Origin of the sequence: Hoyosella rhizosphaerae (assembly GCF_014643175.1) — a bacterium.
In the GTDB taxonomy this organism is placed as follows: domain Bacteria; phylum Actinomycetota; class Actinomycetes; order Mycobacteriales; family Mycobacteriaceae; genus Lolliginicoccus; species Lolliginicoccus rhizosphaerae.
In genome coordinates, this window is the sequence record NZ_BMJH01000003.1 from 13,704 (window position 1) to 33,920 (window position 20,217).

The window sequence follows — 20,217 nt, forward strand, 5'->3', positions numbered from 1 at the left end:
TAACGAAGCCTACAGGCGCCCACCGAAAGTTTTAATCGCCGAAACGAAACGCGGCTTCCCCGCCAAGTCAGCGTGCTGGGTCACGTCACGAAAACTCTGGCTCTCCTCTAACAAAGCCACAGTCGCCGCACCGTTGCTGTCATCGTGCTCGACTACAAAACCGCCTCCTGGGCGCAGCAATCGTTCAGCATTTTTGATTATTGGCCGAATAACGTCGAGTCCGTCCTCGCCGGCAAACACAGCCTGGCGAGGTTCATAATTCGACACCTCGACTGTCACTTCGGAACCAGACGGAACGTACGGTGGATTACTCATCACCAGATCGACTTGTCCCGTCAGATCGGCGAGCAAACCCTGGTCAGTTGCATCATCCCGATGCAAAATCACTGCGGTATCGCCCGCCTCGGTTCGCTTTGCCGCATTGCGCTCAGCCCAACGAATTGCGTCTGGATCGACCTCCACCGCATGGACCACCGCGTCGGGGCGGGCGTTGGCCACCGCGAGCGCCAGCGCACCCGATCCGGTACATAGGTCCACAACCGTCGGGGGATGCACGCCACACATTTCGAGATAGCCAAGTGCCCAAGCGAAAACGAGTTCCGTCTCGGGCCGCGGGATGAAGACCCCAGGACCGACCGTTACGTCAATGTCTCCCATGGCAGCAGTTCCCGTGAGGTACTGCAACGGATGACGACGCTGACGTTCGTCAACCAATTCAATGAATCGCTCGTACTCACTTTTGGTAAAGAACGGCGTGAACGCAAGTCGTCCCCGGTCCACACCAAGCACGTGCGCGGCAAGGAGTTCAGCATCCACGCGCGGGGACGGTACACCCGCGTCGGTGAGCACTGTGGTTGCGGAACGGATGGCGGAGCGAACAACTTGTCGAATCACTTGTCTAGGTTCCCACGTTAACCGCTCGACAACAGAATGATGACACTCTCAAATTTGAGCAGTTTGTCCGCTAGCCTGTGGGCAATTGATTCAACAGGAGGATCCGCAATGCCAAACACCACATCGAATCGACTTGTTCGCACCGCAATTGCCTCCATCGCCGGAGCTTCCTTGGTCACCCTCAGTGGGGTCGGAGTGGCTGCCGCAAAACCATTCGACACGCCTCCGACTCCCGCCCTCTGTGCAGGCGGAGTCGCAGTACCACAGTCATTCGTCGCCGGGGACAATGGTTCCCTACCGCCCGAGTCCGTCACCTATGTCATCAACGAGCAGGGTGGTCCTGGTGCGATGGTTGCATGGCTGAATGTGACCGAAGCGCTCAGTGGCGCAGTGGCATTCGGCACAGTCGACCTCGAGCCCACGCCTATTGGCGAGACTGCGGTCGCGCCGCTAGCGATGGCGGAGACGGGCCCTGGAACTGTCCTGTCTGCAATGTTTGGTCTTTATGAGAACTCACGCGGCGAAACTTGCGTGTTGCTTCCAGGCTTTACGAGCGACGAAGTTCCTGCCGGTACCGCCGTTGCTGCAGACTAAGAATTCACGCTCGGCCTAATGTGCTTTAGGGTCGGTCCGGCGATTGCCGTGGGCCCTAAAGCACGTTTAGCCCCTGTGTGTTCAACTTCGGTGGGTCGTAAGACCGGCGTCACTCAGCCTGCAAGCGCGCCTGGCGTTCCGCATCGGCGAGCGCATCGAGGACAGGATCAAGCTCGCCTGCCAGTACTGCGTCCAAGTTGTGGGACTTAAAGCCGATGCGGTGATCAGCGAGGCGATTCTCCGGGAAGTTGTAGGTTCGGATCCGCTCTGAACGATCTACTGTGCGAACTTGGCTCTTTCGACCAGCCGCGTTCTCGGCTTCAGCTTCATCTTCCGCGATTGCTTGCAGTCGGGCTGCGAGAACTTGCATCGCGCGCGCCTTGTTTTGCAACTGTGAACGCTCGTTCTGACAACTCACAACGAGCCCCGTTGGAAGGTGAGTAATGCGGACAGCTGAGTCAGTGGTGTTAACACCCTGACCGCCCTTGCCTGAGGCGCGAAACACGTCGATCCGCAAATCTGAGTCATCGATCTGCAGCTCTGCCGCTTCCTCTGGTTCAGGAAAGACGTAAACGCCTGCTGCGGACGTGTGGATGCGCCCCTGGGATTCGGTGACTGGTACACGCTGAACACGATGGACGCCGCCTTCGAATTTCAAACGTGCCCAAACACCATCAGGGGAATCGTTTCGCGCTTTAACTGAGACCGTGATGTCTTTGAATCCACCAAGATCCGAAGTTGTGGAATCGAGTACCTCAGTTTTCCAGCCCTGCTTCTCGGCATACTTGAGGTACATACGGGCAAGGTCAGCAGCAAAGAGCGCTGATTCTTCGCCCCCCTCCCCTGACTTAACTTCGAGGACAATGTTGTCGCCATCATGGGGGTCGCGCGGTGCAAGCATATCGGTAAGGGCATGCGACAGCTGGTCGACGGTTTCTTGAAGAGCCGGTATCTCTGCAGCGAACGCCGCATCGTCGTAGGCGAATTCGCGAGCGGCCTCAAGGTCCTCTTGCGCTGAAGTTAGCTTCCGATACGTCGCAATGATCGGCGACAGCTGGGAGTACCGCTTTGCTGCTTTTCGCGCCGCCACCGGATCATCGTGAAGCGCCGGATCTGCGAGCATCTGCTCAAGACCCTCGTATTCCGCGATGACATCATCGACTGCCGATGGTTGGCTCATTATGCTGTTCTCCCTCACCTGATGTACTGCTGAAAGCACAACGCCCGGCCTGCGCTGGGCGCAGATCGGGCGTGGTGTGTAAGACTATGCGCTCGCTGTTGTGCGCTGACGCTTACCGTAGCGCGCTTCGAAACGAGCGACGCGACCGCCGGTGTCCAAAATTTTCTGCTTGCCCGTATAGAACGGATGACATTCGGAGCACACTTCGACGGTGACGCGTTCACGTCCAGCAGCGCTTCGAGTATCAAAAGCATGGCCGCAACCACACACCACGGTGGTCACTAAGTATTCAGGGTGAATATCTTTTTTCATCTATGTCTCTTTCAGTGGGAGCCGCCGGGTCGGCAACCTCGAAAACCACGAGTGTTCGTGGTAGGTGGGACATGTGTCCTCAAGGTTTGCGCGCCGTGAACCGGAACTCAGATATGTCACCCAATTATGTCAGACGCCGCGCACAACTTGGTAATTCACCAAGCGTACGCGGCGTCCAAACAGCTAGTCGTCGTTCATCATGCCAGGTGTAGTTTTTTGCACCTGCATAAGGAACTCAACATTGCTTTTTGTCTTGCGGAGACGGTCCACAAGCAAGTCGATGGCCTGATGTGCGTCAAGCCCTGAAAGCACTCGACGCAGCTTGTGCAGGACAGCGAACTCGTCAGGACCGAGGAGCAGATCATCTCGTCGTGTTCCAGACGGAATCACGTCGACAGCGGGGAACACACGGCGTTCGGCGATCCGTCGGTCGAGTTTAAGTTCCGCGTTGCCTGTGCCCTTGAATTCTTCGTAGATAACGGTGTCGCCCTGCGAGCCTGTTTCCACCATCGCGGTAGCAATAATGGTGAGCGATCCACCATTTTCGATGTTTCGCGCCGCACCCAGGAAGCGTTTCGGCGGGAATAGAGCAGTGGAGTCAACACCACCGGAGAGAATTCGGCCTGAGGCGGGCGAAGAGTTGTTGTATGCGCGACCAAGTCGAGTGATCGAGTCGAGCAGCACCACAACGTCTTTACCGATTTCAACGAGTCGTTTCGCACGTTCGATCGCGAGTTCCGCGACTGATGTGTGATCTGACGGCGGGCGGTCAAATGTCGACGAAATTACTTCGCCTTTGACTGATCGCTGCATGTCAGTGACTTCTTCAGGTCGTTCGTCGACGAGCACCACCATGAGATAACACTCAGGGTTGTTCACCGCGATGGCATTAGCGATGTCTTGAAGGACGGTTGTCTTACCGGCCTTCGGTGGACTCACAATAAGCGCACGTTGGCCCTTACCAATTGGCATGATCAGGTCGATTATGCGGGTGGTAAGAATGTTTGGCGCTGTTTCCAAACGAAGGCGCTCATTCGGATATAGCGGTGTTAGCTTGCTGAAGTCAGCCCGCTTACGCGCCTGGTCAGGTGCGGTTCCATTGATGGTATCGAGGCGCACCAAGGGGTTGAACTTTTGGCGTTGGCTGCCTTGCTCACCCTCTTTTGGTAGCCGCACAGCACCCGTGATGGCGTCGCCACGGCGCAAACCGTTCTTCCGCACCATGTTCATCGAGACGTACACATCGTTGGGGCCCGCAAGGTAGCCAGATGTGCGAACAAAGGCGTAGTTGTCTAGGACATCGAGGATGCCCGCAACTGGCTGCAATACATCGTCTTCACGAATTTCAGCCTCGTTGGAATCGTTGGGGCGATCGTTCCTGGTGCGGCGACGCTCCCGGAATCGACGCCCGCGGCGTCCGCGGCCGTCACCGTCGTCGTCTCCGTCGCGGTTGCCCTGGTCCCGAGGACCCTGGTCCCGGTTGCCTTGATCCCGGTTGCCTTGATCCCGGTTGCTCTGATCCCGGTTGCTCTGATCACGGCCACCCTGATCACGGCCACCCTGGTCACGGTTGCCCTGATCCCGGCCACCTTGATCGCGGTTGCCCTGGTCACGGTTACTGTTTCGCTGGCCTTGATCACCGTCGCGACGACCTGAGCCGTCCTGACCACGCTGGCGGCGTCGCGGAGAGCCTTCATTGTCGTCTCGGTTATTGTCCTGGCCGCTGTTCGATCGGGTCCTCTGATCTTGCTGCCCGGATCGATCATTTTGCTTCTCGGACTGCGCGGATGAGTCCTTACGCGCCGACTCATTCGAGGCTTCGCCGCTGGCAGTAGTCACAGCGGGCTCAGCACCTGACTCATTCTTAGCTCTAGCTGGGCTTCTCCGATTGTCCGCCTCGCCATCACCGTTTTCAGCTTGAGCAGCAACTGTGGCGCCATCGGACTGCTTGGGCGCATCGCCCTGCCGCGACGTCGCACGACGCCGAGCACGTTGATTCTGTGGTGCGTCAGCTTCATTTGCTGCTTCCACCTTTGGTGCAGCTTCCGTCTTTGCTTCAGCCTTTGACGCTTCACTCGATGGCTTTTCGGTGTTTTTTTGCGTCTGTGAATGCGCCGCATTCGCACGCTGGCGCTCTTCGATTGCGGAAATGAGGTCGCTTTTTCGCATTCCCGAAGTGCCGCGAATTCCGAGGTTTCCGGCTAGCGCACGGAGCTCAGCCAATACCATTCCGGAAAGGCCGGCTTTGCGCCGTGCTTGTGCCCGCTTAGTTGCGGCGGCGACAGCAGCGTCGGTTTCTGGGTTTGTCATTACATCCGTTTCTGTCACGGAGATCCTTTCGTCCCCCCACGCACCGAGTTCGGAGGTGGAGGCTCTTCCCGTAACCCAGTTTCTGATCCGGGTTCCGAGGTACCACACGTTTACCATGTGGGGAGTCCTGCTTTGTCGCGGTCACTGTCATACGAAAAGACCGGGAGGGAATCGAGTTGCTGCAATTTCATCGACCTTCGCCAACGCGGGCTACGCGCAATACTTGATCATGTGCCAAGACCTCAAACTTGCATGAAATCTAGAGGGCAACACCAACCATGCGACGCACATACGTGGTGATCTTTGAAACAGCGTGTATATGGATAAATCCATTGAGAACAATAACAGATTTGACACGCCGCCTGTCACATGACGCGGGGATTACACGAGATGTGCGCCATCCGAGATACCGAGTTCAACAACATTCAGCCCCTCAGAAGCAGCTTGCTCCACCAGTGTGGCTGGAATGTCCTGCCGAGTCAATGCGAGAACCGCTGGACCGGCACCGGAAACCATCGCCGCTATCCCAGCTGAACGGAGTTGAGCGACCCAACGGGTAGTCACCGGGATCGCAGATGCACGTTGTTGCTGGTGAAGCTTGTCTTCCGTCGCTGCCATGAGCAGTTCGGGGTGCTGCGTCAATGCCACTACTACTAGAGCTGCACGACTCACGTTAAAAACCGCGTCGCGGTGTGTGACATGCATGGGCAGCAAGCCGCGGGTGTGCGACGTTGATGACCTCACTTCTGGTATTACTGCAAACGCTCGAATATCTGGGTGCACTTCGAGCCGTGTAGCAAAATACTGTGGCCCATTCCCACCGTTCGCCGGTTCAGTCCACGACACAACGGCACCGCCAAGCACACTGGCAGACGCGTTGTCCGGGTGCCCTTCGAACTCAGATGAGAGCTGGACGAGGTCAGCCTTGGACAGCGTGCGTTCCGGCGCTACCTGGGCAATGAGCCCATTCGCTGCAACTAGTCCCCCAACCACTGCGGAGGCGGAAGAACCTAGGCCGCGCGAGTGTGGAATGACGTTCTCACAGTGAATCTTGAGCCCGTGAGCTGCTACGCCAGCAAAGCTAAGACCTCGTTGGAGAGACCGAACGACGAGGTGGGATGAGTCGAGCGGCACTTCACCTTCTCCCGCTCCACCGACGCTGATGTCCAACCCTGCGTGCGCGACGGTGACTGAGATCCGGTCATGCATCCCCAACGCTAACCCGAGGGTGTCGAAGCCAGGGCCGAGGTTTGCACTCGATGCTGGCACTTCAACTGTGGCCTGTGTGCCCTCGGGGAGAGTGACGCTTAGCTGTGCTGACGTCATCATTCGGGTCATTCGGCCAGTCCGAGGGCACGAGCCACCGAGACTGGGTCTACTGGAATAGCTTCAACTTCGGGCATCCCGTGGAGCGCCGTGTCAGGGTCTTTAAGCCCATTGCCGGTCACGGTACACACGACAGTAAGTCCGGGCTCGATCCAGCCGTCTTCACGTGCAGCCAGAAGTCCTGCCACGCTCGCCGCCGATGCCGGTTCAACGAACACGCCTTCCTTCGACGCGATGAGTCGGTACGCCTCGAGAAGCTTCTCGTCCGTGGCCGCGCGGAACTGCCCGCCCGATTCGTCACGAGCTGCGATAGCGCCGTCCCACGATGCGGGCGCACCGATACGGATAGCGGTGGCAATGGTTTCGGGGTTCTTCACGGGAGCGCCGTGAACCAGTGGAGCTGCCCCTGCGGCCTGCACACCCAGCATCCTTGGAGTGCTATCGATGAGGCCGTCCTGCTGATATTCCTTATACCCCCGCCAGTAGGCCGTGATGTTTCCAGCATTGCCTACTGGTAGCGCGTGCACGTCAGGGGCCCGGCCGAGAACGTCGCAAATCTCAAATGCAGCGGTCTTCTGCCCCTCGATGCGAGCTGGGTTAACCGAGTTAACCAAAGCGATCTGTGGGAATTCGCTTGTCGCTTTTCGCGCCAATTCCAGGCAGTCGTCGAAGTTTCCATCAACTTGAATGATCTTCGCGCCATAGATGACAGATTGAGCAAGCTTGCCCATAGCAATCTTGCCGGCCGGGATCAGTACTGCGCATGCAATTCCGGCCTTTGCTGCATAGGCTGCAGCCGATGCAGACGTGTTGCCCGTTGATGCACACAGAACTGCACTTTGGCCTCGGGCGACAGCATCTGTCACCGCCATGGTCATGCCGCGGTCTTTGAACGACCCGGTGGGGTTTAGCCCCTCAACCTTGAGGTATACCTCGCAGCCAGTCAACTGCGATAGGTATGAAGCTTTAAGCAGCGGTGTGCCGCCTTCTTGCAGGGTGACGGCTTCCCAGTCGTCTCCGACGGCAAGCCTGTCTCGGTACGCCGCGATGAGACCTGGCCAACCGCTGTGCACTGGTCCGGACGTTGCGGCGGTGATCGCTCCGGTCATTATTCTGACGTACCTTCCAGTCGGATCACGCTAAGTACAGCGTGGACGAAATCTCGGCTCTGCAGTGCCGCTACTGTTTTGGATAGCGCATCATCTGGTGCGCGGTGTGTGACAACAACCAGGGTTGCGGCGTTTTCAAGCCCGGTCTGCCGGACAGTCGAAATGCTCACACCGTGGTTGGCGAATTCTTGTGCGACAGCGGCCAGTACCCCGGTGCGGTCAGCTACCTCCATACGCAGGTAGTACCGCGTTGGGGTTTCACCGATGGACATGATTGGCAGCTTGGCATAGATCGATTCATCTGGTCCCTTGCCGCCATGGACCTTGTTTCTGGCCGCGCTGACCAAATCGCCGAGCACTGCGGATGCGGTGGGTGATCCCCCGGCTCCTTGGCCGTAGAACATCAACCGTCCTGCGGCTTCAGCCTCTACTACGACAGCGTTGAATGCGCCGTTGACCGCCGCGAGCGGGTGCTCAAGCGGAACTAGTGCAGGGTAGACACGAGCAGAGACGCGTTCCGCGCCGGAATCGTCGGTGACGCGCTCACAAATCGCAAGCAGTTTGATCGTGCAATCTAGATCTGCGGCAGAGGCGAGATCCTCCGCAGTGATCTTGGTGATTCCTTCGCGGAATACGTCGGAGGCGGTAACCCTCGTGTGAAACGCGATGGATGCAAGGATCGCGGCCTTTGCTGCGGCGTCGTAGCCTTCCACGTCCGCGGTTGGGTCCGCTTCTGCATATCCGAGTCGACTTGCCTCTGCGAGGGTCTCGCCGTAGTCCGCACCGGTGTCACCCATGGCGGAAAGAATGAAGTTGGTGGTGCCGTTGACGATGCCAACAACACGGTCAACCCTGTCACCAGCAAGTGACTGCATGAGTGGGCGCACAACGGGGATGGCGCCTGCAACTGCGGCTTCGAAGTACAAGTCAAGATCTGCGGCGTCAGCTACAGCTGCAAGTTCACCTGTGTAGTCCGCAAGGAGCGCCTTATTGGCCGTAACAACCGATTTTCCACTGCTCAGTGCGTTCAGTATCAGCGTCCGCACAGGTTCAATGCCGCCGACAACTTCAACCACAATATCGACGTCGTCGCGGGCCACGAGGGCGGCAGCGTCGTCGGTTAGCAGCTCTACCGGCACTCCCCTATTGGCGTTCACATTGCGAACTGCGATGCCGCGCAACTCAAGCCGTGCACCAACACGGGCCTGAAAATCATCGGCATGCGCCGACAGCAGGCGAACTACCTCGCTTCCGACATTTCCTAAACCGAGAACGGCAATTCCGAGAGCTCGCTCGGGCACCACGCCACTGGTCTGTTCGCTACTCATTCGACCTCCAAGCTGAGCAGATCTTCTACCGTTTCCCGCCGCAAAATCACCCGGGACTGTCCGTCACGAACCGCGACCACCGCTGGACGCCCCAGCATGTTGTAGCGACTCGACATTGAATAACAATAGGCACCCGTCGCCGCAACAGCGAGGAGATCACCTGAGGTGACATCGTCTGGCATCCAGGTATCACGGATAACAATGTCACCCGTCTCGCAGTGTTTCCCGACGATTCGCGCAACCACAGGCGTCGCCTCGCTGCGCCGCGATACGACTCGTACGTCGTATTCGGCGCCATAAAGCGACGTGCGAATGTTATCGCTCATTCCACCGTCGACGCTGATGTATCGCCGATGTGCACTAGCACCAAGTTTGACGTCTTTCAGTGTGCCAACTTCGTACAGTGTAAATGTTCCAGGCCCTGCGATCGCGCGGCCTGGCTCGACGTACAAGGTGGGAGCGGCAATCCCGGCACGGGCGGATTCCGTTGCAATTATTTCGTGCAGTTTCGCGGCCAAGGTTGCGATCGGCGGCGGGTCGTCGCTCGACAGGTACGAAATTCCGAAACCGCCACCAAGGTCCAGAATGCTGATCTGCTCAGTCTTGGCTGTCCCAAATTCCGCAATAACGTCACGGAGCAGACCAATGACGCGGTGGGCGGCAAGCTCAAAACCGTCAACTTCGAAGATTTGCGAACCGATGTGACTGTGAAGCCCGACTAGGCGCAGGTGGTCTGTGGCAAATACACGCCGAACAGCCTCCATTGCTGAGCCGTCAGCGAGGGAAAAGCCGAACTTTTGGTCCTCGTGCGCTGTCGCGATGAACTCGTGCGTGTGTGCCTCTACGCCCACGGTGATGCGAATGAGCACATTTTGAACGACGCCATGTTCGGCAGCCACAGCATCGAGTCGGTCAATTTCCATCAGCGAGTCAAGAACGACATGCCCCACGCCATTGTGAACCGCTGCTTCGAGTTCCTTCACCGACTTGTTGTTGCCGTGCATCGCTATCCGACTTGCAGGGAAGCCTGCATGGAGTGCAACCGCGAGTTCACCACCCGACGCCACGTCGAGTGATAGCCCCTCTTCGGCAATCCATCTCGCGATATGGGTTGATAGAAACGCCTTCGATGCGTAGTGCACTCGGGAGGCGGAACCGAAAGCGTCAGCCATCTCCCGACACCGCGAACGGAAATCCGCTTCGTCAATCACAAACAGGGGGGTGCCATACTTTTCGGCTAGCTCAGTCACGGATACGCCCGCAACTTCTACGACGCCTTTGTCATTGCGTACGACGTTCCGGGGCCACACCTTGTCATCGAGTTCCGCAAGGTGTTCTGGCGCCGATGGCCGTTCGGCTAGGCCCGGGGCATGGGGAATCTCCGCGTGCATTGGCCCTGCTGGATGTGCGCTCACATTCGCTCCGGTGCTGTCACGCCTAGCAAGGCTAGACCATTGGACAAAACTTGTCGGGTTGCATCGCACAATGCGAGCCGTGCGGTATGCAAGGCAGCCGGTTCCTCATCCCCTTGAGGCAGCACCCGGCACTGATCATAAAACCGGTGGTAGACCCCAGCTAGATCTTCGAGGTACCTGGCAATCCGGTGTGGTTCGCGCAATTTCGCTGCCGCGTCAAGCACGTTGGGGAACTCACCCAGCGTTCGGATGAGGTCGCCCTCCCGTTGATGGGTGAGCAGTTCAAGCGATGGATTATCTGCGGTGACTCCGAGATCGCGAGCGTTGCGCCCAATGGAGCACAGCCTGGCGTGGGCGTACTGGACGTAGTACACGGGGTTCTCATTGCTCGCACTCGCCCAGAGTTCAAGGTCGATGTCGAGGGTGTTGTCAAACGATGAGCGGGTGAGCGCGTACCGTGCCGCGTCGACACCGATGGCATCAACAAGGTCATCAAGGGTGATGACTGTGCCGGCGCGCTTGCTCATCCGCAGGGGTTTCCCATCACGCACAAGGCTAACCATTTGCCCAATAAGGACTTCGACAGTGTTGGGGTCGTAGCCCAATGCCGCTGCCGCAGCCTTCAGGCGCGCAATGTAGCCGTGGTGATCAGCACCAAGCATGTAGACGCACAGGTCAAACCCTCTGTCGTGCTTGTTTCGCAGGTAGGCGATGTCTCCGGCGATGTACGCGGCATTGCCATCAGATTTGATGACGACCCGGTCCTTATCGTCGCCATAGTCCGAACTGCGCAGCCACCATGCGCCGTCGTCGAAGTACAGATTGCCGTTCTCTTTCAGGTCCGACACCGCTGCGTCAACAGCACCGTCCTCGAACAGCGAGTTTTCGTGGAAGTACACGTCAAAGTCGGTGCCAAACTCGTGCAGCGTTCGTTTGATGTGCGAAAACATCATGTCTACGCCGGCAGCTCGAAAAGCCTCGTGCCGCTCGTCCTCGGGAAGATCGGCAATGCCCGGCGTTTCAGCGACAATTCGTCCGGCGATTTCGTTGATGTATTCACCTGCATAGCCATCTTCTGGCACCGGCTGTCCAAAGGCGGCAGCTTCCAACGAGCGCGCAAACCGGTCAATCTGCGCACCGTGGTCGTTGAAGTAGTACTCACGTGTAACTTCGGCGCCTTGTGCTTCAAAAGCACGCCCGAGGGAGTCGCCCGCGGCAGCCCAACGCGTACCACCCAGGTGAATCGGCCCCGTAGGGTTGGCCGACACAAACTCAAGGTTAATTTTCACACCTGCCAGCGAATCGCCGCGCCCGTAGTTCACACCGGCCTCGAGGACTTTCTGCACGATCTGCCCCTGCGCAGCCGCCGCCAGCCGAATGTTCAGAAATCCCGGACCGGCGATCTCTGCCGACGCGATTTCGTCCGCCTCAGCGATTGCAGTCGCCAACCACGATGCAAGTTCGCGTGGCGTGGTACCTGCTCGTTTCGCTACTTGTAATGCGACGTTGGTGGCGTAGTCGCCATGTTCCGGATTGCGTGGGCGTTCCACAACCACGAGATCAGGAACCGCGGAGGCATCAAATCCGCGCTGGTTCAAAACATCGACAGCGGCACGGCGCAACAAGGCAGAAAGGTCAGCAGGGGTCACAGGCACTTATCCTATGACTCATTGCTGCCAACTGCTAAATGCGCCGACAGACGCGGCGGTAACTGCGAATCAGCCAGCCGATCCGTACAGTTAGTAGCGAGCAAGCCCGGTCCGTGTGACGTAAACATCACATGTCGGCATCCCATATGGCACTGCAAAGAAAGTCCTAATCACAATGCCCAGCGGCAAAAATGACAAGTCAGCTAAAGCACTCAAGGCTGTGAAGAGAAAATCCTCTGGTCCCAAGTCGAAGGGGCTGCAGACCGGAATCAACATTCCGTGGCTTGGGATTGGTGCAATTGTCAGCGTTATCGCGCTGATCGCGATCATCGCCTTCGCAGTACTTCCGAGCTACCAAGATTCGCGCGAAATCGACAGTTGGTCGCCATCCGCTGACAACCCCGACCCGTCGCGGGACATCGAGGGCATCACCATTGTCGAAGAGTTGAGCAACATTCACGTTCGGGCTGGCCAACGAGTTGCGTATGACCACACTCCTCCAGTTGGCGGTCCACACGACGAAGCCTGGGCTACCTGCAATGGGATCGTTTACGACGAACCCATTCGTACCGAAAACGCGGTTCACTCCATCGAACACGGTGCCGTATGGATTACTTACGAGCCCGATTTGGCTGACGAAGCCGACATTGAGCGCCTCCGCAACCGCGTTTCTGGTCAGACCTACATGTTCTTGTCTCCGTTCCCGGGCCAGGAATCGCCAATTTCGATGCAATCGTGGGGTCGCCAGCTTCGCCTCGACAGCGCCGAGGACCCTCGCATTAACCACTTCATCGGTGCCCTTCGCCTTCACCCAACGCTGAGTCCAGAACCAGGTGAAAGCTGCGCCACCGTTCCTGGGCTATTCGAACCTGACAATCCAAATCCTTTCGATCCGTCACCACTTGGTCCGGACGCTGTGCAAATGGACGGTAGCGGCGCCGCGCCTCAACTGGATGACTTGTCGCAGATTCCCGGACTTGAGGATCTTGACCTCAGTGAACTAGACCTCGAAGGTGACTTCCCGATGGACGCCGAGGACCCAGCGTTTGAGGAGCCCGCTGAATGAGCGCATCGCATAGGGACAATAGTTGGAGGAGTCGAGCACTCCCCCTCGCTGTAATCGGGGCTGTGCTGTGCATCGGAGCTGGATTTCTTCTCGGATTCACGCTGAGCGGTAGTAGCGAGAGCGGCAATGCGAATACACGGCCGAACTCAGTGGATATCGGGTTCAGTCAGGACATGACTGTTCACCATCTACAAGCGGTCGAAATGTCTGCTGCGGTCATCAGCACCACAGATGACGATTCCGTGCGCACTCTGGCCTTCGGCATCTTGACGGCGCAAGAAAACCAGGTTGGGCAAATGCAGGCATGGCTAGATGTGTGGGACCAGCCTAGGCGGGCCGCGGGTGACTATATGACGTGGATGCCTGCTGACGAGCACGCGGGACATGAAAGCCCCGATATGGGTGCGGATGCCGCCGCAATGCCCGGAATGGCCACCGCTGCAGACATGTCCAACCTCCGGCAAGCGCGTGGGGACGACCAGGACACCCTGTTCCTCCAGCTGATGTTGCGCCACCACCAGGGCGGACTTTCCATGCTGGAGTACGCGATTGATAATGCAGACACCCCTGTGGTTTTGAACATCGCGAGGTCAATGAGCGAAGGTCAGAACAAGGAAATTGCGTTGATGGAACGCATGCTCGCGGATCGCGGTGCCGAACCGCTTCCGTTCGGGTAATCCGAACATTTGGGGAATGAATTTCCAGACACGCATCGTGGACTGTCGATTCCGCATTTTCCTCATGGATGCGTTAGGCTAGCTCCGCCCGACGTCAGTCACGAAGGCTGATTTTATTCGGGTGGTTGCTAGCCAACCAACGCCCTCGTAGCTCAGGGGATAGAGCACTGCCCTCCGGAGGCAGGTGTCGCAGGTTCGAATCCTGCCGAGGGCACACATCTTTCCGGTGTTTCATCCACGTTTTGCTGTGACGGTTTCCGGCGCGAATATCCAGTACACCGCAGCGAGTAACAGCATGACGCCGGTGAACGCGAACGCCGCCTGGTACGAAATGTATTCAGCCATCAGCCCGGCAAGGACAGGCCCGAGAATCGCTCCAAGGTCAGCTGTCATTTGATACGCGGCGAGCACTTTTCCGCCGTTGCGGTCCGAACCAACGAGATCGGCCACAGCCGCCTGCTGGCTTGGCACAAAAAAGCCGGTTCCGATCCCCGCAATGATGCATAGAACCAAGAAAACTATCGTGTTGTCTGAAATCCCCAGCACCATTGTGGCGATACCTGCGATGGACAGGCCCAACACTGTGGGGCGTTTACGACCGATCTTGTCAGACAGTTTTCCCGCCGTGATCAGGGTTACCGCCATCCCTGCCGAGAATGTCGCGAGGGCAAGACCCGCAAGAACAGGTCCGGTAGTGAACACGGCGAGGGCAAATAGGGGGATGATGGCAACCCGCACCCCAAACGTGGCCCACCCGTGAGCGAGGTTAGTAAACAGAGCTGCTCGGTAAGCTGGGTCGCGGATTGCCTCGCGAAATGGAAACACTTCGCGGTCCACAGCGCGCGCGGCGTCGCCCCCCTCAACGAACTTCAGCTGCGTGTGCACGACCACGATCGCAATGACCAGGGCAACGGTATAGACGATGAATGGCACTCGTAGGCCGAGTCCGCCCAATAGACCACCCAACAGTGGCCCAGTTATACCTCCGAGGAGAAATGCCGACGTGTAGAGGCTGCTAATGCGGCCGCGTTTGTCCGGCGGTGCCAGACGGATAATCAGAGCCATCGCTGAAATGGTGAACATCGTCGAACCGATGCCGCCCAGACCGCGGAAAACCATGAGCTGCCAGTAGTTTTGGGCTGCTGCACTCGCCCCGGTCGACAGCGCAACGATTGCTAATCCAAGCAGATAGACGGGCCGCTCCCCTAGCTTTTGCACCAGTTGACCGCTCGTTGGTGCAAAGAGCAGTCGCGCTACCGCGAATATGCTGACGATCGCTGACGCTGCTGTGATGCCCACGTTGAAGCTCTGGGCATAACCCGGCAGCACAGGGGCGATGAGACCGTAGCCGATTGCGATGACGAAGGCGGCAGCGACCAGCACGCGGATTTGCCGCATAGTGTGCTGGTCGCTGCCGCCGGAGGTGTCGTTGTCCACCGGACCGAGGTTACAGCGCTTTAAGTTCCTCAATCACATGTGTGATGGACTTCTTAGCGTCGCCCAACAGCATTGGTGCGGTCGGCGTAGTACAGCAGGTGTTTCCAGCGAACCCGATTTTGTGGCATCAGACCGACCACGGACGAATGTGCGCTATTGAACGCCAAAACCCGCGTGGCAGGGCAACACCTTGGTGTCGCCCCGCCACGCGGGTTCCAGTCTGGGGCTGAGTCAGATTTGGGATTGCTGCTTACATTGCGGATGCGCTACCGATGCACCCGGATCGCGCAGCCATTCCCGTAACCCAACTGTCGCGGCGCTTTACAGTTCCTCGCCGGTCGGTCAACTCGTCAGTGCCTTCCCTGAGAACCGCAACAAGTTCTTCAGGTTCCGTCTCGAAGAGTGCACGCATGCGACGAAGTTCGCCGGGCGCGAAGAGCGCCGAGGCTTCGATTGCGTCCATCCAGTATTCGATATCGCCGCTACGAATGGCGTCGATAAGTTCATGATCGGTGGCCTTGTCTGCCCGCTCATAGTCGAGGATTGCCCTCACAAGTTCACGGGTACCCGATGTCATCGCGACCATGTTTTCTCTCCCTAACTATGCAGACGCACTGCCGTGCTTCCGTGACGTAGGTTTCATACTTTTAGTTTTGACTACGTCGATTGAATTGATACTAGCCGGGATTGACATGGATAAACACCTCCGTTTAGTAATGTTTACAATACGCACAGATAACGCTTTGTAATCCCTATTACACTCCCATAACTCCCTTAGAGTTTCTTTAATAAAGTAGGTAACACCAGCGGGTCACCGGTCGCTCGCGAACCAGCCCTGCAGGCCAGGGCTACCCACAACTGCCTGCGCGTTTGGTTAAAACTTCAATTAGCTACAGCTTGTTGCTATATTCAAGATCGGAGCCCCGTATAGAAACGATAATTCAGATCAAGCCGAAATGTTCCGCAGTTAACGTGTGACTAATGTGACAGAAGTTGACTTTGGAAACATTGTTGTTACAACGCAAGTGCAATTCTATAACCTAATTGTGACGGCCTAGCTATCGCTTGAATTCGGCGTACACTCACGCGTCGGTGATTTTCGCAAGACCGAATACGTGCAGACCAGCCTGAGCGCTACACGTCTCAGCGGGTCGCATGCTGCAACGCGTACTCAGTACGCAATAAAGCACCGATAACCTCTGCCACTTCGGAGTCTTCGGTTACAACCGTCGCACTCACGCCCTCCGGAAGTGCATGAAGCGCCAACACTTCTCTGACAGAGTCCGTCACTGGAATCTCCGCCATCCACACCACACACAGCACACCAACCTGAGGCACAGGGACATCCGGAAGCAGCACACCTTCGATCAGAACGCCATCTTTGTCTTCGACAACGACCGAACGCGGCTCCGCTCCCCCCGCTGCGAAAACTCGACACAACTTATGAGTAGAGACTCCAACCCGATCGAACACCTGTTGCTCCGCCTCGGGAAGCAGCGCACACCGGCACTGCGCGAACCTGCGGAGCAGGCCCCCTTCACACAGTCCGAACGACACAACCTTCGGGTCAGACCGAAGTGCCAGAAGGACATCAGGAGGCAGGCCGTCAATAGGCCCACCCCACAAGCGCTCAGCAGTTTCCAACATCGACAAGCGCGACGGCCCATCTTCAAGGGCAAATCGACGAGCCTTAAACAACACGGACCCTGTCGACCCCAGGGCACTGATATCCGAATCGGGACCCACATACTTAGTCAGTTCAGAACCGCGGTTAGAAAACCAGAATTGCTTCCGACCCTTCGACTCGCGTAGCAAGGTACGGGCGACGTTGCAGTCGCCCGCGTCGATAGCGACTCCAGCGGCCAACTCAAGGCCCGGAGCCCAACCTTGCGACTCCGCGAGCAAGCGATCGGCGTATGTGCGCAGTTGCAACGGGTGGCCCAATACGGAACTCAGTGTCGCGCATATCCACAGCAACACTCGAGCACCGTTAGTGTCGGCTGCACTCACCGCAGCGACGCATGCAGCTAGCACCTCAGTCTGCTGGAGCGAACTTCCGTCCGAGTCCACCCCATAGAGCCACGGCGCCACCACTGCTGCCAACGCCTGGGCAGAATCAATGCTCGCGGCGTGCTCAGCCAACGCCGCTATTTCAGCCTCAGAATCCCATGACCCTGAGGATTGAAACTCCAATACGTTGCGCATCGCGTCCACAGCCGTAGCTTCGTCTACGCCAATATCGAAGGAGCAAACCAGTTCCCGCACTCGCTCGTCACGCAGATACGCGTCGAAGTCAAAATCGTCCAGCGCAAGTAGATCTCCACAACGGGCAATTGAGTATCGCGACAACAATTCCGTTAGCGGCAACGTAGGTTCGCTGAACAATGCTGGTTCACTCTGTCGCACATGATGCACGAGGGCCCCGAGACCGCCCGGCTCTGCGGTGTTGTCGCGAACGAAACGGCGCATTGATGAACGAAGCTGTGCGGGAGGACGCACGACATCTCTGCGATCAACGCCACGCACCCTCAGTGTGCGGCCATCAATTTGCACGACAAGCAAGGTCCCAGGTGAAAAATTCCGCAATGTGCCCTTAGCCAAATAGACCGAAAGCTCCCGATCACCTGATGCCGTGCGAGTTTGCGGAAGCTCCCATGTTGAGTCAACAAGAAACGGTTCCAAGTCGGGCATTGTGCGCAGGTAGTCGCCACTAATCTCATCCGCTGTCACGACGTGGGTCGCGCACACAGCAGCGCTGTCCCGGTCGATAGGTCTGACGGCACCGATCGACCTAGTCAAAGCTAATGGCCCCGGTCACTGAGGCGTCAGTCGCTGAGGACTCAGTCGCTAAGGTGTCGTCCTCCACGTAACGCAACACTCGAAGAATCGCGTACTCATCATTCGGCCCAGGCCTTTCGGCAACACAGGCGTTAAGGTCCTCGACCAACTGGGCATCATCCATTCCGTGACCAATCAGCACCAATTCAGTTCTTCGGTCACCACGCGCTGGCCAAGCACGCCGTTCGCACTGCAACGACGAGCCCACCAGTTGCACAACGTATTGTGCGCCATCCCCGAATTCTCCGAAGTGAACCACACCTTTGGCGCGAAAAACTCCAGCGGGACGACGTTCAAAGAAGTCCATCAAAAATCTTGGATGCACCACCGATTCGGTGGTCCAAGAGACGCTTTGAAACTGGTGCCCCGAGGTCGTTTCATGGCCGTGTCCGTGAGCGCTGTGCCCCTCATGACTGTGCCCCTCGGCGGATTCAAGCTCGCGCATCAATTCGTCGAATGACATCTGGTGCGCTCTCGTCTTGACGTCTGGCTGCCTCATCGGTTCCATTAGCACATAAGCGTCGAGAATCCCCCGCGTCGTGAAAACAATAGGAACTGACGTGTTGTGCGAACGAACCAGTGTTCTCAGCTCGTCAATTTCAGCATCTGTAACCTTGTCCACCTTGTTGGCCACAACTAGGTCTGCGAATCGCACATGGTTGCCTACTTCAGAAGTTCGAAACTCCACCGCATCTACAACCAGAACCATGCCGGCATAGTGGAATCGAGTATCCGCAGCTTTCATCACTATCTGCGCGAGTGCAGACGGGTCAGCGACACCGCTCGCTTCCACTGCGATTACATCGAGCCGCGGAGATACATCGGCTAGTGCACCGATCGCATCAGAAATATCCTCAGTCTCGACCTCACAACAGATGCACCCATTGCTCAGCGACACCATGCTGTCAACCTGTCCAGCCACCAACATGGCATCAATGTTGATCGCACCGAAATCGTTGACCAGCACACCCATGCGAATTCCAGCGCTATTGCGCAACAAGTGATTAAGCAGGGTTGTCTTTCCCGCACCCAAATACCCGGCAATGACAAACACGGGAAGCGACTTCACTCTCGCCCACCTCCAAGATTCGCCCACTCCAAGATTACGGACATACAACCGAGGTTCCCGAACTGGCTCAGCGGGCGTACCTTACACAATATGGACTCCGCTTTGCTCCGTCGCCACGCCGCCCGCCCCGTTGCGGCGATCGTGATGATATTGATGGTTCTCGCATCGACAGCATGCGGGGGCGGCGACATCATTACTTCTCCGTCTCCCGATCGGTTTGACGAATCAACGTCCTGGGACGGGCAGGCGATGCCAGAACCAGGTAGGACAGGGCCGCCGAGCAGCGATACCGGCATCGCAGAAGATCGCGAAATCATACGCAGCGCTACCATGAGTATCCGGGTAGACGATCCCATACGCAGCGCCGAAGACGCCATCACTATTGTTGCGCAACTCGACGGACGAGTCGACGAACGGACGGAACGGCCAGAAACCGAGTTTCGGCGCGGTTCGGCAATTCTCAGTATCCGCGTTCCTGCTCCTTCACTCGACGATCTAATTGACGAAGTTCGGCCGCTCGGAACCGTCGAGGAACTTTCCATCAGTAGCACCGACGTCACCACCGAAGTAGTGGACCTCGATGCTCGCCTTGAGGCTCTAACGCGGTCTGTAGCGAGGCTCAGCGACATCATGGACAACGCCACATCCGCAGAAGACCTAATCGCTGCGGAAAATGCCCTTTCTCAGCGGCAAGCGGAACTTGAGAGCCTCCAGTCACGTCGCGCCTATCTCGCAGACCAAGTAGACATGTCGACCCTCAGACTGTTTATCGAACAGAACCCCAAAGGCGACCCCACGCCGGCAGTTGGGTTCATGAGTGGAATTCAACAAGGGTGGGAAGCTCTGCTAACAGCGGTTCGTGCTGCCATCGTTGGCGTTGGACTATCAATCCCGTGGGTTGCATTCTTCAGCGTCGGCGGACTCGTGATTTACCTCGTCGTACGACTATTCGTCAAGCGCCGGGATGATAGTTAGCCGAAACCCCTACCGCACGTTCACGGTCCGTCGAGAAG

17 protein-coding genes and 1 tRNA gene are annotated in these 20,217 nt (G+C 57.6%); 5 read left to right on the forward strand and 13 right to left on the reverse strand.

Annotation, left to right across the window (positions count from 1 at the left end):
- Positions 1-9: 9 nt before the first annotated feature.
- Positions 10-894, reverse strand: coding sequence for a peptide chain release factor N(5)-glutamine methyltransferase (prmC, locus tag IEW73_RS11805; protein ID WP_188675239.1), 885 nt, complete (start codon positions 892-894; stop codon positions 10-12).
- A 108-nt stretch (positions 895-1,002) separates the two neighbouring features.
- Between prmC and IEW73_RS11810 the strand changes: the two genes are divergently transcribed.
- A complete protein-coding gene (locus tag IEW73_RS11810) occupies positions 1,003-1,488 on the forward strand; it encodes a hypothetical protein (protein WP_188675242.1) in 486 nt (161 codons plus the stop codon).
- Between the two features lie 109 nt (positions 1,489-1,597).
- On the opposite strand, the gene prfA is transcribed toward IEW73_RS11810, so the two are convergent.
- The 8 genes from prfA to argS form a co-directional block, all read right to left on the reverse strand.
- Positions 1,598-2,668, reverse strand: a complete 1,071-nt coding sequence (gene prfA, locus IEW73_RS11815; protein ID WP_188675245.1) for a peptide chain release factor 1 — start codon at positions 2,666-2,668, stop codon at positions 1,598-1,600.
- 84 nt (positions 2,669-2,752) lie between these two features.
- Positions 2,753-2,980 (reverse strand): 50S ribosomal protein L31, encoded by a 228-nt coding sequence (gene rpmE / locus IEW73_RS11820; RefSeq protein WP_188675248.1) that lies wholly within the window; start codon positions 2,978-2,980, stop codon positions 2,753-2,755.
- 183 nt (positions 2,981-3,163) lie between these two features.
- A complete protein-coding gene (gene rho, locus IEW73_RS11825) occupies positions 3,164-5,209 on the reverse strand; it encodes a transcription termination factor Rho (RefSeq protein ID WP_268236326.1) in 2,046 nt (681 codons plus the stop codon).
- A gap of 462 nt (positions 5,210-5,671) precedes the next feature.
- Entirely contained in the window at positions 5,672-6,616 is a 945-nt protein-coding gene (gene thrB, locus IEW73_RS11830) for a homoserine kinase (RefSeq protein ID WP_229675975.1), read from the reverse strand.
- A gap of 8 nt (positions 6,617-6,624) precedes the next feature.
- Positions 6,625-7,725, reverse strand: coding sequence for a threonine synthase (gene thrC / locus IEW73_RS11835; protein WP_188675257.1), 1,101 nt, complete (start codon positions 7,723-7,725; stop codon positions 6,625-6,627).
- Positions 7,725-9,053 carry a homoserine dehydrogenase gene (locus IEW73_RS11840; RefSeq protein ID WP_188675260.1) on the reverse strand — a complete coding sequence of 443 codons (1,329 nt, stop codon included), beginning with the start codon at positions 9,051-9,053 and terminating at the stop codon, positions 7,725-7,727. Before IEW73_RS11840 ends, thrC begins: the two co-directional genes overlap by 1 nt.
- Positions 9,050-10,468, reverse strand: coding sequence for a diaminopimelate decarboxylase (gene lysA / locus IEW73_RS11845; protein ID WP_188675263.1), 1,419 nt, complete (start codon positions 10,466-10,468; stop codon positions 9,050-9,052). Before lysA ends, IEW73_RS11840 begins: the two co-directional genes overlap by 4 nt.
- The gene (gene argS, locus IEW73_RS11850) at positions 10,465-12,117 is read right to left on the reverse strand and encodes an arginine--tRNA ligase (RefSeq protein ID WP_188675266.1); all 1,653 of its coding nucleotides are present in this window, start codon (positions 12,115-12,117) and stop codon (positions 10,465-10,467) included. The genes lysA and argS overlap by 4 nt, the downstream gene beginning before the upstream one ends.
- A gap of 175 nt (positions 12,118-12,292) precedes the next feature.
- Here argS and IEW73_RS11855 point away from each other — a divergent pair, with 175 nt between their 5' ends.
- From IEW73_RS11855 to IEW73_RS11865, 3 genes are all read left to right on the forward strand, one after another.
- Positions 12,293-13,183, forward strand: coding sequence for a thioredoxin-like domain-containing protein (locus IEW73_RS11855; protein WP_188675269.1), 891 nt, complete (start codon positions 12,293-12,295; stop codon positions 13,181-13,183).
- Entirely contained in the window at positions 13,180-13,860 is a 681-nt protein-coding gene (locus IEW73_RS11860) for a DUF305 domain-containing protein (protein ID WP_188675272.1), read from the forward strand. Before IEW73_RS11855 ends, IEW73_RS11860 begins: the two co-directional genes overlap by 4 nt.
- Positions 13,861-14,001: 141 nt before the next feature.
- A tRNA-Arg gene (locus tag IEW73_RS11865) sits at positions 14,002-14,074 on the forward strand.
- A gap of 17 nt (positions 14,075-14,091) precedes the next feature.
- Here the strand turns inward: IEW73_RS11865 and IEW73_RS11870 are convergent.
- The 4 genes from IEW73_RS11870 to IEW73_RS11885 all read right to left on the reverse strand — a co-directional run bounded on the left by IEW73_RS11870 (position 14,092) and on the right by IEW73_RS11885 (position 19,204).
- Entirely contained in the window at positions 14,092-15,297 is a 1,206-nt protein-coding gene (locus IEW73_RS11870; RefSeq protein ID WP_307816184.1) for an MFS transporter, read from the reverse strand.
- Between the two features lie 250 nt (positions 15,298-15,547).
- Positions 15,548-15,883, reverse strand: a complete 336-nt coding sequence (locus tag IEW73_RS11875) for a hypothetical protein (protein ID WP_188675275.1) — start codon at positions 15,881-15,883, stop codon at positions 15,548-15,550.
- A 557-nt stretch (positions 15,884-16,440) separates the two neighbouring features.
- Positions 16,441-18,096: a hypothetical protein gene (locus IEW73_RS11880; RefSeq protein ID WP_188675278.1), complete on the reverse strand. Its 1,656-nt coding sequence runs from the start codon at positions 18,094-18,096 to the stop codon at positions 16,441-16,443.
- Positions 18,089-19,204, reverse strand: a complete 1,116-nt coding sequence (locus IEW73_RS11885) for a CobW family GTP-binding protein (RefSeq protein ID WP_229675976.1) — start codon at positions 19,202-19,204, stop codon at positions 18,089-18,091. Before IEW73_RS11885 ends, IEW73_RS11880 begins: the two co-directional genes overlap by 8 nt.
- 90 nt (positions 19,205-19,294) lie before the next feature.
- On the opposite strand from IEW73_RS11885, the gene IEW73_RS11890 reads away from it, so the two are divergent.
- Positions 19,295-20,179 (forward strand): DUF4349 domain-containing protein, encoded by an 885-nt coding sequence (locus IEW73_RS11890; protein ID WP_188675279.1) that lies wholly within the window; start codon positions 19,295-19,297, stop codon positions 20,177-20,179.
- Positions 20,180-20,217 lie beyond the last annotated feature (38 nt).